This window comes from Silicimonas algicola, from assembly GCF_003148765.1.
Lineage (GTDB): Bacteria > Pseudomonadota > Alphaproteobacteria > Rhodobacterales > Rhodobacteraceae > Silicimonas > Silicimonas algicola.
In genome coordinates, this window is record NZ_QGGV01000004.1 from 234,140 (window position 1) to 247,997 (window position 13,858).

The window sequence follows — 13,858 nt, forward strand, 5'->3', positions numbered from 1 at the left end:
GTGCGTCGAGCAGGGTCAATTTCTTCCCGATGGGTCAGTGGGCTTCGGTCGCGCTTGCCTTGAGTTGCAGATCCTCGATTTCGGGCCCGAGGTCGCCGAGAAGGTGCAGGGCGACTTCCAGGGTGCTGTCGATGCCCCGGGCGGACATCGGAGCGCCGGTGGTGTCGTTCTGGAACGCGCAGAGGGCGGTGCGCAGCAGGGCCTCCACCTCATAGAGATGGTCCCTGACGCTACCGGCATCTTTGCTGCCGAGAGGGATGAAGGAAGGGTTGCGGAAGGTGCGGTCACTCAAGTTGGTCATTCTGGGTACTCCATGCTTGTTGAGTGCGTTAGACCTGCCCAAGAGACTTGGACGCCACGTCCGACATCTTTCGGAGTTCGGCGGCGGTCTGCCGCGCGGAGGACGCCAGGTGCTCGGAAGCCCACCGCAGCGCGTCATGAGTGCGGCTGCCCTTGTCGGCATCGTAGGCTGCCGTGGCGAGGGTCATCAGTTCCGAGAGATGAAGCAGGGTCTCGAAGCCTGCAGGATACTCGTCGTAGTCGGGGTGCAGCGTGTCCTTGATGGCTTTCAGGGCGTCCGTGGGTTCAGTGGGCAGGCTCGCCCACCATGCCTCGTTTCTGGCTCTCAGTTCCTTCACCTTCTCAGCGTGACCCGCGAAGACGGCAGGGGCTGCCAAGGCGTCTCCCTTGACGCTGCGGTTCTCCCAATCGGTGACGGGGCTGGGGGTGTTCATCTTGTCTCTCCTCTCAGAATGAGGCTGCAAGAGCAGCGCTCGGTTTTGGGTCAGGCGTAGGTGTGGACGGTCCCGCCGGTCGCGATGCGCGTGACCGTGGCGAGGTTCACAGAGCGGATGGCGCGCTTCTCGGCATCCCAGACCGGGAACAGGTGGGGATGACGCTCCTTGCGCGTCTGAGCGGCCCTGCGACCGGTTTCCGTGGCCTCCTCTCCCTTGACGTGAAGGGGCAGCGAGGCGGGCTGTACGAGCATGGAGCGCTCGGTGCCGTCCTTCTTGGTGAAGGTGACGTTGCAGAAGCGGCCAGCGGCGGCCGTGATGAGGTCGCGCTTGGCTTCCATAGCCTCGACGGCCTCGCGCTCCTGAGCGGAGTGCAGTGCCTCCCTGAGGGCATCCATGCGCTGATGGTCGGCGGCAGTCAGGCGGTCGCAGTTCTCGAAGTTGCGAAGCTCGGACCGGATTTCCTCGGACGGGCGATGCGCCTCGGCCATGATGCGGGCACGGTAGGCAACCCTGGCTTTGATGGTGGACCAAGCGCGACGGAGAGCATCGGCCAGAACTGACCGGAGACCTTCCCAACGAACCTGGTAGGTGCTGCCCCGCACAATCTTCCAAGCCAGTTGCATTAAGTCGCTGCGGTCTTGGGTGGTGATGGTCATTGCATTGGCTCCCCTGTGCTGTTAGCATCAATATGGGTCCAACAGCATATGCTGTCAACCCTATAAAAATGCTGATAGCACAAAAGGCGAAGCATGACACCTGAGCAGTTCAAGATGGCCAAGGCGGCGTTGGGTCTTAGCAATCCGGATGTGGCCGAGGGCACGGGCCTGCACCGCAACACGCTGAATAAAATCGATCAGGGACTAAGCAAAGCATCGACAGCCCAACATGTCCGCCTCTACCTCGAAGCGAAGGGCGTCCAGTTTCTTGAAGGCGGCCAAGTTGCTGTAGGCCCCGGCGTTGCGCTGAAAGGTGCTGAGGAATGAAATCCTTCTTGCTGGCAGCTACTCTCTTCCTTCTGGCCAATTCGGCCCACGCAATCGGCCTGTGTGGCTCAGGTCCGAGCGTAACCTGCGTGGTGGATGGAGATACCTTCTGGCTCAATGGCGAGAAAATACGCGTTCAGGGCTACGACACCCCCGAGACCACGACCAACATTTGCGGAGGACAGCGGGAGGTCGAGCTCGGCCGAACGGCGGCGGATCGGCTCATGCAATTGCTTAATCAGGGCAACGTCTCGATGCGCAGAACGGGCAAAGACCGCTATGGGCGCACCCTGGCTATCGTTCACGTCGATGGCCGGGATGTAGGTGCCATTCTCATGGCTGAAGGTCTGGCGAGGCGCTGGCCGGACGGACGGGAGTTCTGGTGCAACTAGACTCGCGAATGCCCAATCGAGTGCAAGCCACTAATCAGGCGCTGGGCTGCACATCTGCAGGCGGTTTCCGAAAGGGTCATAGAAGTTGGCGAAGGTCACATATCCGGGAAACACTTTAGGGTCGTCGCACTCGACATTTCGGCTGCGCAGTGCCTGAACGGCATCGTGGCAATCTTCGACGTCGAAAACCACTGTAACGCCTGTTATGGGCCGCCACCCAGGCTCAGCCGCCGTGACCGATATGTTGCCCTGCCCGCTCGCGAGGCCGAACTCAATCCAGCCTGCGTCCGGTAGGTCGTACAGCGGCTCGCCTAGTCCAAGGACCTCGGAATAGAACTCCCTGGCCGCGTCAAGATCAGGCACCGATATCGACACGACGTTGATACCCTTTAACAGTCGGGTTCTCGGCATGGTTTGCTCCCTCGGCAGAGACCATGCCTCTTAGGATAGGCGCTGCAGTGTATTGGTCCAGTCTTTGGCCATTTGCGCTGTAGAACGATCCTGTGAAAGGTGGTGCCCCGCCGCCTCCCGGGGTATTCAGGCTTCAGCAAGGCAGAAGGAACGAGACCTTGAAGGACCCATTTCACTCGCCCCTCGACTACCCGGAAGCGCCCAGGCAAGAGAACAAGGCAGAAGCGGACGACCCGCCATTTCGGGAGCCGGGTACAAATCGCTTCTCCGCTGTCCTGGTGGTCATCACCATCGGCTTTGCCGTTGCCTACATCGTGGGTGACCTCTGAACCACGAGCGCGGATTCTTGCTTCTTACCAGAACGTTTTTCGGCTCGTTTCCGCCCGCCAATTTGTATCCCTGACCGAGCAGTCTAATTCGAAAGTCAAGACATCCCTGTCTGGCCGGGCGGCTCGAGTTTCACGGTACAACCGGTATGGTTTTCGAGTCGCCCGGACGAACCTCCCTCCATGATGGATTTAAGAAGCGATTGAGTGGCTTCCCGCCTACCTGGGGGACAGTTTCGTAGACGGCACTAAGTGCGCTGTGAGGGCCTTGACCCCCCTCATCGCCGGACGGCACCGCGCGCGTTAGCTCCGTCGTGAATGTCATCCGGCACCCCCTCCACGAAAAACCCTCGGCTTCGGTTCGGTGCTCTGCGTTCACTTTCTCGGAGGATTGATTGCCCCGTCCACAGTCTCTTCTGGCAGTTCGAGTATCCTCCCCGCCTCTCTCAACAAGCCCATCCCTTCGAACGTCGACCCGAGCTCTTCGCGGTCACGCCAGATGCCCAGCGCCCACTCACGGCGACCCTCTGCGGGGATGTGGTCTCTAATAGAGCCTTTGCGTCCTCTGCGGTCGGGCATGAGCCTGCTTTCTCGGTTTGACAGCCAAGCACTGCGCTCGGCATGAGTTGGTGCATGAAGTTCGAACAGGCACCCAGCCTCGCCGGAGATACGACCTGGCTGCAGGCAACGGTGCTTGTTCTTCTTCTGTTCTTGATGGTCTGGCCACTCCTTCGACGCAAGAGAAGAAATGCCCGAGCGCCGAGCCGATGGAAGCTGGACCGTTCCAGACCTTGGTCAGGCTTTTCGCGTTAGCGTTGCAAGAGCTGCGGTGTGGAGGCTTACAGTGCCGACCGAAGGGCGCCGAAGGAGTGAAAGCGAGGATTAAGCGCCAAGGCTCTTTAGAGAGCCGCGCGACTGTCAGGGAACATTCCTTCGTCCTGTCCGGCTCGAAAGCCCATATCAGGCAGGACCACTTTTCAAGGGGCAGGCCACCCATAGCGCGAATGGCAAGAGATTCGACGCACACGAAAAAGCGGCCGCCTAGATGACGGCCGCCTGAGAAAACATACTAGTTCGCGCCGAACGATCCGACGTGAATAATTCCGTTTCCGCTTGAGGTGAACGTGCCCCCGACCTCCTCTGCGTTCGGTCCGTAGAATTGCCCCTCTGCGGTTCCAGTTGTGAGAGCGCTGATCATGCTCGCATCAAAGGTGCTTTCAGAGATGGTTCCAGTTCCGCTGTAGTCCAATTCGCCGGCAGGACCGGCATCGAGTAGTGTATCAATATCGACAAGCCGGGTATTCGATGTGCTAACTGTGACTCCAGAAGCTGCGAAGTCCGCGACAATCTGGGCATCTGCAGTAGTCCCAAAATAACCTGTGCCGTCAGTTACCAAACCTGCTGAATAGCCGATGTAGGTAGCGGGAATGCTACTCGTAGGAAGGTCGGCTGCGGCAGTTGAAAGACCAAACGACCCGGTGCCAACTGTGCCGGCGCCAGTATTGTAGCCAATCACCCAAACCCCAAAGTTTTGATATTGGTAGCCTAGGTCCAGTTCATCGGCTGCGACAAGGGTGTCCTCCCCGTCAGCAGTCTGTCCAGCAATTACTATTCCAAAGTCTTGGTATACGGCTCCGTCCGCTTCATTAACGTCAATAGGCGCGCCGGTATTACCGATTACAACCCGCGTTGCTTCTCCATTCTTGAAGGTAATATCCAAGTACGCATTGTCATCCGAAACAATGGGGCCAACATCCACATTGTCCGTAATCAAGTCGTAGGAGTAAGCTGCTGATTTAGCAGCACCCTGAAGGCGGACGGTACCGTTCTCGGGCACGTTATCCCAAGACGTGAAGGGTATAGTTCCGCCCGGGCTGCCCACGCCCGAGCCTCCTCCGCAAGCTGCTGTAAGCAAACCACAGCACACCAGCAATAAATAATTCCTCATAAGTCCTCCGTTTTTTCCCTATGTATTCAGAATGACTCCACAGTCTTCGAATGTGCCGAATCTGTCAACCAATGGCTGGGCGAGCCTGCAATTCGACAGCATCTAGGCAATAATGCTGGAAGGGCGGGGTATAGTGCCGTCGGCGACAGCACTGACGCGAATTCTGAACTGGTCTTCGCTCTCATCGTCGGCTCGCCCCATGAAAACACCCCTGGCGGGTCCGGTCACGATGGTTGCACGTGTGGAGGTGGGCCCGTCGCTTCCGTCCTCATTCTCGTAGATGGTGGTAAAGAACACGATCAACGGTTCGGTGCCTCCTGAGGCCCGCTCCATCGCGTTGAGGCGGGTCTTGATAGTCATTTCATCATGCTTCCTTCTAGTGCGCTCATCCGCGCTTCCAGTTCCGTGGTTTCCAAGGTGCGACGGTAGGTCTCGACCAGTGCCATGACATGCGCGCCCTCTGCCGGGGTGAGGTCGCCATCAGCCACCGATGCCAGCACCGCCGCAGCCGCCTTGGCCGCGTCCTGTGCCGTGGTCATCGCTGGAAGGGCGAAAGCTACGAGTGCATGACGCCGGGGAGGCGTAATTCGTTCGAGGCAGAGTCGCAACGCGGTGGCGTCGCCTTCCAGTGCTAGGTCGACCGCCTTTTGTGTCAACGCTTCGGCCTGACCATCCAGAAGAGCTTCCACTGCGAGCGTCGTCTTGTGCCTCGATCCCTTTGGGCGTCCCGAGTTGCCGCGCGAGAACGTCCCGTCCGGGTTTCGTCCCGTAGATTGTCCGTTCTTACGGGTCATTGCCCTGCCTCGTGAAGATAGGAGACTAGACAGCCGTCAGTCTGCCAAGAGCGCGCCGCAGGGTTCGCAGGAGTCGTGAGGGAGTGCTTCAGGAGGGGGCGGAACACCGGAACACCCCTATAGGGGTGTGTTCCGTTTGTTCCACCCTCACCACCCGGCGTGCACCGGGAATGGAACATGGAGAATGTTCCGCCGATGTTACGCATGTTCCACCTCTCCAATTGGCCAGATATGAGCGTCGTTCACCCCAATTCGGTTGCCCTTCTGAAGCGAGTTGAGTGCCCGTCTGAAGCTCTGTCTCGGGTTGCTGTCTGCGTACCGTCCCGTTGCAAACGCTCGGAAAGCCTCGGCTTCAACAACCCGGAAACGTCCGGGCTCGGGCCATCCGGTTCCCGCGGGATTCGGACGACCGTGATCCGCCACGAACTCCTGCAGGGCCTCCCACAAGATGCGCTCGTTCTGCGACATGGGCTTCGTGGCCTGAGGCATGGAGGACGGGGTGACAACCGCTGATGTGACCTCTTCCCCGTCGCTGTCGGTTCCTATGGCCACGTCGGTCAGGGTGTAGGCGAATGTCCGACCGCTCTGCATGTCCCGCTGCTTCCGTGTTTCAGCCACGACCACGCCTTCCGTGCGGGTCAGTTCAATCTCGGTGTCCACCGCCGCTCGAAGCGAACTGCTACCCCTGGCGCCCTTGCTGCTGTCCTTGCCGCTGTGGTGGATCAGCATGACGTGACACCCGAGACGAGAGCGCATGAAGTCGATATTGCGGATGACCTGGCCCATGTCCCTGGCAACGTTCTCGTCGCCGCTCCCCATGACCCTCGAGAGCGTGTCGACGATGACCAGGCCGGGAACAGCAGGAAGGGCATCAGCAGCGTCGGTAAGCGCCTTCCCGTCCCCGTTTCCGAACATGTCGATGGTCATGGACAGGATGCTCAGGTCCGCCCGTTCCAAAAGGTCGTCACGGTCGATGCGCAGGGCCTCGATACGATTGGAAAGGCCTCGCCCGCCTTCTGCAGCGATGTAGAGGACAGCAGCCTGCGAGACCCTGTGCCCGTGCCAGTCTTCACCGGCTGCGATGTGCAAGGCGAGGTCGAGGGCGAAGAACGTCTTGCCCACGTTGCTTTCGCCATAGACCACTGAGCAACTGCCCCTGTCGAGCCAGCCCTTCACGAGATACCGGCTGTCGATGTGAGGCTGGATCAGATGTGCCGACTTGATGGCCGCGTGGAGAGAAGCGGCCCGCCCCTGAAGAATTGGGATTGAGCGGATGAAGTCGCGGTCACGGCTCTGCCGATACTCTTCGGCCACCTGGCGAAAGGCCTCTGAAGAGAGAGCTTCGGTCATGGACACCTGCCTTCCGCGAAGTCCAGCACGGCGTCCTGACCCTCCCTGTCGAGAGCAAGGAAGGTGCTTGCCGCCAGGAAGCGACGCTCGGCATCAGCAAGCCTGACACGCAGGACTGCGGCCAGTTCCCACATGGCTTGCTCGTCCAGCGTGGTGAGGCTGTAGCCGACCATGCGAGCGGTCCGCATGTGAGTAGGCTTGATGTGCCTGCTGAAAGCCTGACGCGTGGGAGGGCTCACGTGCATATTCATGCTGCGACCTCCAGCGGCTCGGGATCGACCGTGCTGAGAAGCGAGTAGACGCCATAGCTGCTTGCGCCCGTGTCAGGGTCGCCGGGGTACATCGTGGTCTCGACCTTGATGGCTTGGTCGCGCTTCAGGATGTGAACGATGTCTGAAAGTCGGACAGGAGAGGCGCAGTAGACTGGTCCCGCCCGGAGAAGGTCGAGAACCTGCCTCAGGCGCTTCTGTAACGTCACGCGCGAGGGCTCCTGGCCTTCGTTGCAAACAACATAGGTCGCGGGCGAACGCTCCTTGGGAAGGTCAGCCACACGCCAGATGCGCTGGGCGTTCGCGGGGGATGATTTCTGCTCGTTCATTGTCGGTCCTTGTTGCGGGACCGGCTGTGGTGCGGTATTCTTGTCTTGCTGAGAAAAGAACAACGCCCCTGCCGGTCTTTTGGATTGGTGGGGGTTGTTTTTTTCAGGCCGCTTCACGGTGAAGCGAAAGCGCGTCATCGACTTCGCTTTCAATCCAGTAGAGGCGTCCGCCGAGCTTGATGGGTGCAGGGAGTCGTCCAGCCGCGACGTCCAAATATACGGTCGTGCGACCACGCCCGCCGAGTTTGGCACGCAGTTCAGGAAAGCTGAGATACTTCATTTCGAACCTATCGTCGCCGCTGTCGGGACGGGAGCGGCATCAGATGTCCCGATGGGTTCGAATGTACGCCCGGGAAAATCTCGGGTCTAAATGCCAACTCGGTCAGAGTTCGATTTCACCGGGTTTCGCCGCGCGTTCGGTGGGTCTTCTCCAGTCGGCCGCGACGCGGCGATAGGCAAATGCAGCCTGAACCACCTTTCCGAATTTCGTTGAAGGCTGACCTGGCTCAAGACCCGACAGGGCGTAGGTGACTGGGACACTCAATTCCTCAAAGCCCATTCTGACCCAATCGGCCAAGAAATAGTCGGCGGGATCGCGGCCGCCGGTTTTTGGGAAGCAAGTATGCCAAACCCGCGCCAAGAGGATATCTTCGCTCTCTCCACTGTCCTTCTGATCAGCCATGAGTTTTCGCGCCCAGACCTTTTTGGAGTCAGTTGGCTCGTAGTTCCCATCGAAGAACGCCCACGAAAAGGCGTTCAAGACGTCCTCGGCGGGATGGTCCTTGAACTCACTCACCAAGAACGCTTCCACCTCTTGGCAGGTTGGAAATCTAGGCCTCATCCGACCATCCTCACGACCTTGCCCGACCCGCCTGTGACGTGATCGGCCCAGCGCTCCATTAGCGCGCGCCGCTGTTCCAGGAAGTCTGTCCGACGATAGGCGCGCTCAACCGCTGATCCTGTCGCGTGGGCCAAGGCGGCCTCTGCAACTTCTCTTGGAACGTCGGTCGCCTCAGCACACCACGTTCGGAAACTCGACCGGAAGCCGTGAGGCCGGGCGTCCATCTCCAGCCGCTCCATGTATCGGCTCATCGTGGCGTCAGACAGGACACCTTTGCGGACGTTGGGGAACAGCCAGCCATCCCGCGCGAAAGGCCTGGCCTGCTCCATGACCGCCAAAGCCTCCTTGGACAGCGGTACACGAAAGTCCTGCGCCTTCCCCTTCAGCCCCTTCATGTACTCGGCGGGGACCGTCCACACTTCGCCGTCAATCTGATCGAGGCGCGCGTGCCGGATCGGCATTGAGCGCAGGCCGGTGAGGATCAGAAGCTTCAAGGCCAACTGCGTGAGGGTGGCTTCAGACAAGCTCTTGTAGAAGTTGGGCACCTCTTGCCAAGGAAGGGCAGGCACGTTTTTCGCAACATGTCGCGACTTGCCTAACAGCGCCTTGGCCTTCTCAGTCGCCTGCAGGTCCACATCAAGCCCCATTGCCGCAGCGTGACGCATGACGATGCCCAGCCGGTTCATGGCCTTTCGGGCTGTATCGGCCTTTTCATGCCAGATGGGGGCGAGAGTGAGCTTGATATCGTTCTGGTCGATGTCTTCGATGGGCGTCTTGCCGAGACGGGGAAGGACGTGAAGCTCCAGCGGCGTGAACCACCGGCCCGCCTTGCCGTCTCCTTTGAGTTCTGCCTTCCGCGCCTCGAAGGCTTCGTCAGCGACCACGTTCAGCGTGTGACGCTCGCGCGCTGCCTCTCTGCGCTCCCGCTCCCGCTCTTTGATGGGGTCCTTGTCCGACCGCGCGACTGAACGCCACTTGTCGGCTGCCTCGCGAGCTTCCTTGAGAGTGAGACCATCCGAGCTTCGGCTGTCATCGAGCTTCGCCCGTCCAAGGCCCATCTCGCGCCGGTTGCCGTGAACGGTGACCCGCAGCACCCACTGTGCGCCGCCGTCGCTTCGCTTGTGAAGCCACAGCCCGCCGCCGTCAGAGTACTTCCCTGGCGGAGCCGTTCTGGCCTTGACCGCGCTGAGCTTGTGAAGGGCTCGCATCTCATCCCCCTGCCTATCCACCCATAGATATAGGGTATCACTGAACAGAATGGAACAGAAATGTACGGCTAAAGCATTGGAAAGAAGGGATTGCGGCCATCAGGTTGAACAGTCCTGCACAAGATGGGGCATAGCTTCATTGCCCTTCAGCGGCACCACTTCATTTCAGAGGTGGGTTTGAGACCATAGGCCTGGACGCTTTTGGGCTTCACTCCACCTGACCGTTCGCAGCGGCGAACTCCCGTTACAATTGGTCCGATGTCTCGGCGTGAGGTGCGCTGAAAACGCATCTCGGCGTAGGGCGGCTCTATGTCCTTGGCCCGCGCAAAGAGCCCGCGTCTGGGGAACATGAGAGATGCGGGGTTGTTCTAGGGTCTGACAACGGCCGCAGCCGCACGGCACTTCAACAGCGGAACTGGAAACGAAAGGACCCTCGACATGGCAACCACCGTAGGAACTGAAAGCACGATCCAGGACCTCGTCACGAACCTCATCTATCTGGAGCGCGACGCAATCGCTGCCTATGAAAGCACGATCGAAAGGTTGTCGCACGAGGCGCTGAGCACTCAGGTCGAGGCGTTCCGCGAGGACCACCTTCAGCACCTGTCCGTGCTGCAGGAAATAGCTGCCGAAACCGGCGCGGAAGCACCGGCGGAAGGCGACATGAAGCAGATGCTGACGACAGGGAAGGTGGCGATGGCCGGCCTCATGGGCGATGCGGCGGTCCTCAAGGCGATGAAGACGAACGAGGACGATACCGTGGCCGCCTATGAACGGGCAGCCAGTCACCAGGATGCAATCGAGAAGTCGCGGGCCTTCTTCGAACGGGCTCTTGCAGATGAGCGCCGTCATCGGGAGTGGATGGAGCGCACTGCGGACTCTCTCTGACCGATCTATGGGATGTCGGGGGCGATGAGCCGGTTCTGCCGGAAGCACCGCACCTGGCCCCAGCAAGAGGGATGGCCTGCGCGACCCTTCAGACGCGCAGCCATCCGCTTGAGAGTTCGACCGTCTCCACCCCCGCCAGCGCCTTGAGCCGGTTGAGTTCGGTCTCGAGGCCAACGCCCCGATCCTTGCCCGTGCGAACGCCGGGTTCTGGCCAGAAGGCGCGGACGCCAAGCGTGCCGTCGAGGCGCTTGGCGTCAAGCCGTCCGATGATCCGGTCGCCCTGCAAGACGGGAAATACGTAATATCCGTATCGCCGCTTGGCTTCGGGGATGAAGATCTCGATCCGGTAGTAAAAGCCGAACAGGCGCTCTGCGCGAGCCCGATCCCGAAGCAATGGATCGAAGGGTGAGAGAAGACGCACGCGCGATGATGGTTCGGGCAGCGTCGAGGCATGGTCGAGGATGGCTTCGGTCGTGAAGCTGCGGCGTCGGGACCCATCTGCCATCTCGATGTCCGCCTCGAGAATTCGGCCCGCAGCAAGCGCTTCGGCACACCAGACCTTCGCTTCGTCGCGCGTGACAATGTCGAAGAAGGCGGCCAGCTCTCCGCTGGTGCCGAACCCGAGCCGTTCGAGCGCCGCCGTCATGGCCCAATCGATGACCTCGGAGGCATCCTTGCGGGTGACCAGATGCTCTGGAGGGATCACGCGCTCGGTCAGATCATAGAACTTGCGAAACCCCTGACGACGGCAAATCGCCAGTTGACCGGACCTCCACAGAAACTCGAGGGCGGTCTTTGACGGATGCCAGTCCCACCATCCGGACGACGACCTTTTCTCATCACCGCCGACGTCGAGCGAGCAGGCCGGGCCGTGGTCTGCGATGTGGCGGTATACCGCCTCGAGCTCTCCTTCCCAGCCATCCCGACGCCATTCCGGCCAGCGCGCGCGCACCCGGGCTTCGTCGCGGGCGAATTTCAAACGCCACATCGGATAGAACTGCATGGGGATCACGGCGGCGTCGTGCGTCCAGTGTTCGAATGCGGTACGTCGGCGCGACACGAGGTGTTCGAGCGACTTCGGTCGATACCTGCCGCGCCGCGACCACAGGATCAGGTCGTGGGCGCGCGCGAGGGTATTGACGCTGTCGACCTGCACAAAGCCCAGGTCATGCAACACATCTTCAAGGTCAGCGCCCTGACCGGCGCCCGATCCAGGGCGCAGCAGCAGGTGCCGGTCGAGGAAGAGGCGTCGAGCGCGCTGATTGTCGAGGATTGGGCGTGTCATCCTGCGTCATATCACCGGGGCGGCGCTGATCTTTCAATGCCCCGGTGTTGCATTGCCAAGCCGAGGTGAGCCGACGGCCATCGCTCCGACCGACCGCGGCACTCCAGCCAAGATGCCAACCCGTGGAAAGTTCAATCCAGACTGCGACCCGGTGCGTAGAGCTAGCTGACGTCGGTCGTCGCTTGATCTTTTTGCTAAAGGAAAGGCCGGGCGGCGTCGCCGGACGCAACTTGGCGACCGCGTCCGTGGGGCGACGTGGTTCGGGCCGTAGGAGGGCAACATGCAAAGATGGCGGATTTCCTGCTTGCTGCTTACCATCGTCCTTCCCGGCAGGCTGTGGGCTCTCGAGGCCGCGCTGCCCGGCGCCGAGCTTCGGAGCGAGGCGGTGTTCCGTTACTGGGGACTGCCGATTTACGAGGCGCAACTTTATACCATGGGGGGCGGCCCCTTCGATTGGAACGAGGATTTCGGGCTGAGGCTGCGCTATCTGCGCAACCTGTCGCAGGACAATCTTGTCGATGCCACCATGCAGGAGATGGAGCGGCTGGGAGGCGCCTTGCCTGTCCGTGAGAGGATCGAAGACTGCTTTCTCGGTGTCTCGCAGGGAGACACCTATGTTGCCGTAACCGACGGGCCCAGCAGCATCCGCTTCTGGCGAAACGGAGAACAGACCTGCACGTTGTCTTATCCGCAGATCACGTATCGGTTCATGTCGATCTTTCTCGGGGACAACACGCGATCGCGCGCCTTCACGAGGGTCCTCCGGGGAGAATGAGCGCAGCTTCGCGCCGCACGATCTATCCGCGCGTCAGTCTTTACGCGCTGATGCTGGCGGCGTCCGGGTTACCCCTATACATCCACCTGCCGCTTTTCGCGTCGACTGAACTTGGTATCGGCCTCGGGACGATCGGCTCGCTTCTGCTTGCGATCCGAATAGTCGATCTGGTCCAGGACCCTTTGATCGGCTGGTCCATTGACCGCTGGCCAGGCGCGCAACTGGTCTTCGCCCTCCTGGCCGCCGGTGGATTGGCGGTCGGCTTTCCGATCCTCTTCTCGCTCGAGCCGGGACCTTGGGCGGTCTGGCACCTTCTGGCCAGCCTGATCCTGCTTTTCTCGGCCTACAGCGTGGGCATGATCCTGCTGTACGGGCGCAGCGCGACCCTGGCCGCAAGGTCGGATCCGCGAGAGTTGATGCGACTTGCGGCCTGGCGCGAGGCGGGCATGTTGGCCGGTGTCGTCCTGGCTGCAATCATGCCGACGCTTTTGCCGGGTTCCGAGGCCGAGTCCTATCGGCGATATGGCTGGCTTCTCGGGGCGACAGCCGTGGTCGTAGCGGCGGCAAGTTTCCCGATGTGGCGTCGGCCCGCGATCACCGGCACGGCGCTATCGGTCAGCGGGTTGGCCAGTGCGGGGGCGCTGCGGCTTCTCGCCATCGCTCTGGTCAACAGCTTGCCGGTCGCGGTGACGTCGACCCTGTTTCTGTTCTTCGTGGACGCGCGCCTGGAGCTTGGCGAATGGGCGGGGCTGTTCCTGATACTCTTCTTCGTCAGCGCCGGACTGAGCGTTCCGGTCTGGGCGTCGTTGAGCAACCGGATCGGCCCGAGAGGCGTCCTTTTGATCGCCATGCCGCTGGCCATTCTCGGGTTCGTCGGGGCGGCCTTCGTCGGTCCGGGTGCCGCCATGACCTTCGCACTGATCTGCGTCGCCTCAGGTGCGGCGCTCGGGGCGGACATGGTCGTGCTGCCGGCCATGTTCTCGGTAGCCTTGACCCGCGCGGGGCTGAACGCATCGACGGCGTTCGGGATCTGGTCCTTCGCCGGAAAACTGGGACTGGCGCTGGCCGCGGCGGTGGTCCTGCCGCTGCTCGCATGGGCCGGCTACGAACCGGGCAGCGAGAATTCGCTCCGGGCCGTTTACGCCCTGACGTTCGCCTATGCGGTGCTTCCGTGCGTCTTGAAGGTTTGCGCCCTCTATCTGGTCTTCAGACTGACGACGGAGGACGCACCTTTGGCCTAGGCCGCGGGCTGGTCATGATTCACCTCCGCCATCCAGGCTCCTTTGCGGCCAGGGGGCAGAGGGCGCCTGCGTCCCTTTTCG

At 61.0% G+C, this 13,858-nt stretch carries 21 protein-coding genes; 6 read left to right on the forward strand and 15 right to left on the reverse strand.

The window, feature by feature from the left end; genetic code table 11:
- Positions 1-34 precede the first annotated feature (34 nt).
- The 3 genes from C8D95_RS11055 to C8D95_RS11065 are packed head-to-tail and all read right to left on the reverse strand — an operon-like array spanning position 35 to position 1,393.
- Positions 35-292: a hypothetical protein gene (locus C8D95_RS11055; protein ID WP_126918625.1), complete on the reverse strand. Its 258-nt coding sequence runs from the start codon at positions 290-292 to the stop codon at positions 35-37.
- Positions 293-329: 37 nt separating this feature from the next.
- Entirely contained in the window at positions 330-734 is a 405-nt protein-coding gene (locus C8D95_RS11060; protein WP_109759242.1) for a hypothetical protein, read from the reverse strand.
- 50 nt (positions 735-784) lie between these two features.
- Positions 785-1,393, reverse strand: a complete 609-nt coding sequence (locus C8D95_RS11065; RefSeq protein ID WP_109759243.1) for a hypothetical protein — start codon at positions 1,391-1,393, stop codon at positions 785-787.
- Between the two features lie 93 nt (positions 1,394-1,486).
- Here C8D95_RS11065 and C8D95_RS11070 point away from each other — a divergent pair, with 93 nt between their 5' ends.
- Positions 1,487-1,720: a transcriptional regulator gene (locus C8D95_RS11070; RefSeq protein WP_109759244.1), complete on the forward strand. Its 234-nt coding sequence runs from the start codon at positions 1,487-1,489 to the stop codon at positions 1,718-1,720.
- On the forward strand, positions 1,717-2,112 hold the full coding sequence (locus C8D95_RS11075; protein ID WP_206508385.1) for a thermonuclease family protein: 396 nt from the start codon (positions 1,717-1,719) through the stop codon (positions 2,110-2,112). Before C8D95_RS11070 ends, C8D95_RS11075 begins: the two co-directional genes overlap by 4 nt.
- Positions 2,113-2,142: 30 nt before the next feature.
- On the opposite strand, the gene C8D95_RS11080 is transcribed toward C8D95_RS11075, so the two are convergent.
- Complete coding sequence (locus tag C8D95_RS11080; protein WP_109759245.1) at positions 2,143-2,523, reverse strand: VOC family protein; 381 nt, start codon at positions 2,521-2,523, stop codon at positions 2,143-2,145.
- 158 nt (positions 2,524-2,681) lie between these two features.
- Here C8D95_RS11080 and C8D95_RS22015 point away from each other — a divergent pair, with 158 nt between their 5' ends.
- Positions 2,682-2,852, forward strand: a complete 171-nt coding sequence (locus C8D95_RS22015; protein WP_164721782.1) for a hypothetical protein — start codon at positions 2,682-2,684, stop codon at positions 2,850-2,852.
- A 372-nt stretch (positions 2,853-3,224) separates the two neighbouring features.
- On the opposite strand, the gene C8D95_RS21710 is transcribed toward C8D95_RS22015, so the two are convergent.
- From C8D95_RS21710 to C8D95_RS11125, 10 genes are all read right to left on the reverse strand, one after another.
- On the reverse strand, positions 3,225-3,428 hold the full coding sequence (locus tag C8D95_RS21710) for a hypothetical protein (RefSeq protein ID WP_126918626.1): 204 nt from the start codon (positions 3,426-3,428) through the stop codon (positions 3,225-3,227).
- Positions 3,429-3,918: 490 nt separating this feature from the next.
- The gene (locus C8D95_RS11085) at positions 3,919-4,686 is read right to left on the reverse strand and encodes a transferrin-binding protein-like solute binding protein (protein WP_126918627.1); all 768 of its coding nucleotides are present in this window, start codon (positions 4,684-4,686) and stop codon (positions 3,919-3,921) included.
- A 213-nt stretch (positions 4,687-4,899) separates the two neighbouring features.
- Positions 4,900-5,157, reverse strand: a complete 258-nt coding sequence (locus C8D95_RS11090) for a hypothetical protein (protein ID WP_109759247.1) — start codon at positions 5,155-5,157, stop codon at positions 4,900-4,902.
- A complete protein-coding gene (locus tag C8D95_RS11095; protein WP_109759248.1) occupies positions 5,154-5,591 on the reverse strand; it encodes a DUF5681 domain-containing protein in 438 nt (145 codons plus the stop codon). The genes C8D95_RS11090 and C8D95_RS11095 overlap by 4 nt, the downstream gene beginning before the upstream one ends.
- 198 nt (positions 5,592-5,789) lie before the next feature.
- Positions 5,790-6,941, reverse strand: coding sequence for an AAA family ATPase (locus C8D95_RS11100; RefSeq protein ID WP_109759249.1), 1,152 nt, complete (start codon positions 6,939-6,941; stop codon positions 5,790-5,792).
- Entirely contained in the window at positions 6,938-7,129 is a 192-nt protein-coding gene (locus C8D95_RS11105) for a hypothetical protein (RefSeq protein WP_146202992.1), read from the reverse strand. The genes C8D95_RS11100 and C8D95_RS11105 overlap by 4 nt, the downstream gene beginning before the upstream one ends.
- Before the next feature lie 59 nt (positions 7,130-7,188).
- A complete protein-coding gene (locus C8D95_RS11110) occupies positions 7,189-7,539 on the reverse strand; it encodes a hypothetical protein (protein WP_109759251.1) in 351 nt (116 codons plus the stop codon).
- A 103-nt stretch (positions 7,540-7,642) separates the two neighbouring features.
- Positions 7,643-7,819, reverse strand: coding sequence for a helix-turn-helix transcriptional regulator (locus C8D95_RS11115; RefSeq protein WP_109759252.1), 177 nt, complete (start codon positions 7,817-7,819; stop codon positions 7,643-7,645).
- Between the two features lie 102 nt (positions 7,820-7,921).
- The gene (locus tag C8D95_RS11120; protein WP_126918628.1) at positions 7,922-8,335 is read right to left on the reverse strand and encodes a hypothetical protein; all 414 of its coding nucleotides are present in this window, start codon (positions 8,333-8,335) and stop codon (positions 7,922-7,924) included.
- A gap of 41 nt (positions 8,336-8,376) precedes the next feature.
- Positions 8,377-9,588, reverse strand: coding sequence for a tyrosine-type recombinase/integrase (locus C8D95_RS11125; protein ID WP_109759254.1), 1,212 nt, complete (start codon positions 9,586-9,588; stop codon positions 8,377-8,379).
- 438 nt (positions 9,589-10,026) lie between these two features.
- Here C8D95_RS11125 and C8D95_RS11130 point away from each other — a divergent pair, with 438 nt between their 5' ends.
- Complete coding sequence (locus C8D95_RS11130; RefSeq protein ID WP_109759255.1) at positions 10,027-10,476, forward strand: DUF892 family protein; 450 nt, start codon at positions 10,027-10,029, stop codon at positions 10,474-10,476.
- Between the two features lie 88 nt (positions 10,477-10,564).
- Here C8D95_RS11130 and C8D95_RS11135 read toward each other — a convergent pair whose 3' ends face one another.
- Positions 10,565-11,761 carry a winged helix-turn-helix domain-containing protein gene (locus tag C8D95_RS11135; RefSeq protein WP_109759256.1) on the reverse strand — a complete coding sequence of 399 codons (1,197 nt, stop codon included), beginning with the start codon at positions 11,759-11,761 and terminating at the stop codon, positions 10,565-10,567.
- A gap of 280 nt (positions 11,762-12,041) precedes the next feature.
- On the opposite strand from C8D95_RS11135, the gene C8D95_RS11140 reads away from it, so the two are divergent.
- Together C8D95_RS11140 and C8D95_RS11145 are read left to right on the forward strand one after the other, a co-directional pair.
- Positions 12,042-12,536: a hypothetical protein gene (locus C8D95_RS11140; protein WP_109759257.1), complete on the forward strand. Its 495-nt coding sequence runs from the start codon at positions 12,042-12,044 to the stop codon at positions 12,534-12,536.
- Positions 12,533-13,777 carry an MFS transporter gene (locus tag C8D95_RS11145; RefSeq protein ID WP_109759258.1) on the forward strand — a complete coding sequence of 415 codons (1,245 nt, stop codon included), beginning with the start codon at positions 12,533-12,535 and terminating at the stop codon, positions 13,775-13,777. The genes C8D95_RS11140 and C8D95_RS11145 overlap by 4 nt, the downstream gene beginning before the upstream one ends.
- Positions 13,778-13,858: the final 81 nt, after the last annotated feature.

Excerpts from the sequence above, each read along its gene's own strand:
- C8D95_RS11060 (WP_109759242.1), bottom strand. The coding sequence starts at position 734 with ATGAACACCCCCAGCCCCGTCACCGATTGGGAGAACCGCAGCGTCAAG.
- C8D95_RS11065 (WP_109759243.1), bottom strand. The coding sequence starts at position 1,393 with ATGACCATCACCACCCAAGACCGCAGCGACTTAATGCAACTGGCTTGG.
- C8D95_RS11070 (WP_109759244.1), top strand. The coding sequence starts at position 1,487 with ATGACACCTGAGCAGTTCAAGATGGCCAAGGCGGCGTTGGGTCTTAGC.
- C8D95_RS11075 (WP_206508385.1), top strand. The coding sequence starts at position 1,717 with ATGAAATCCTTCTTGCTGGCAGCTACTCTCTTCCTTCTGGCCAATTCG.
- C8D95_RS11080 (WP_109759245.1), bottom strand. The coding sequence starts at position 2,523 with ATGCCGAGAACCCGACTGTTAAAGGGTATCAACGTCGTGTCGATATCG.
- C8D95_RS21710 (WP_126918626.1), bottom strand. The coding sequence starts at position 3,428 with ATGCCCGACCGCAGAGGACGCAAAGGCTCTATTAGAGACCACATCCCC.
- C8D95_RS11090 (WP_109759247.1), bottom strand. The coding sequence starts at position 5,157 with ATGACTATCAAGACCCGCCTCAACGCGATGGAGCGGGCCTCAGGAGGC.
- C8D95_RS11095 (WP_109759248.1), bottom strand. The coding sequence starts at position 5,591 with ATGACCCGTAAGAACGGACAATCTACGGGACGAAACCCGGACGGGACG.
- C8D95_RS11100 (WP_109759249.1), bottom strand. The coding sequence starts at position 6,941 with ATGACCGAAGCTCTCTCTTCAGAGGCCTTTCGCCAGGTGGCCGAAGAG.
- C8D95_RS11105 (WP_146202992.1), bottom strand. The coding sequence starts at position 7,129 with ATGCGGACCGCTCGCATGGTCGGCTACAGCCTCACCACGCTGGACGAG.
- C8D95_RS11110 (WP_109759251.1), bottom strand. The coding sequence starts at position 7,539 with ATGAACGAGCAGAAATCATCCCCCGCGAACGCCCAGCGCATCTGGCGT.
- C8D95_RS11115 (WP_109759252.1), bottom strand. The coding sequence starts at position 7,819 with ATGAAGTATCTCAGCTTTCCTGAACTGCGTGCCAAACTCGGCGGGCGT.
- C8D95_RS11125 (WP_109759254.1), bottom strand. The coding sequence starts at position 9,588 with ATGCGAGCCCTTCACAAGCTCAGCGCGGTCAAGGCCAGAACGGCTCCG.
- C8D95_RS11130 (WP_109759255.1), top strand. The coding sequence starts at position 10,027 with ATGGCAACCACCGTAGGAACTGAAAGCACGATCCAGGACCTCGTCACG.
- C8D95_RS11135 (WP_109759256.1), bottom strand. The coding sequence starts at position 11,761 with ATGACACGCCCAATCCTCGACAATCAGCGCGCTCGACGCCTCTTCCTC.
- C8D95_RS11140 (WP_109759257.1), top strand. The coding sequence starts at position 12,042 with ATGCAAAGATGGCGGATTTCCTGCTTGCTGCTTACCATCGTCCTTCCC.
- C8D95_RS11145 (WP_109759258.1), top strand. The coding sequence starts at position 12,533 with ATGAGCGCAGCTTCGCGCCGCACGATCTATCCGCGCGTCAGTCTTTAC.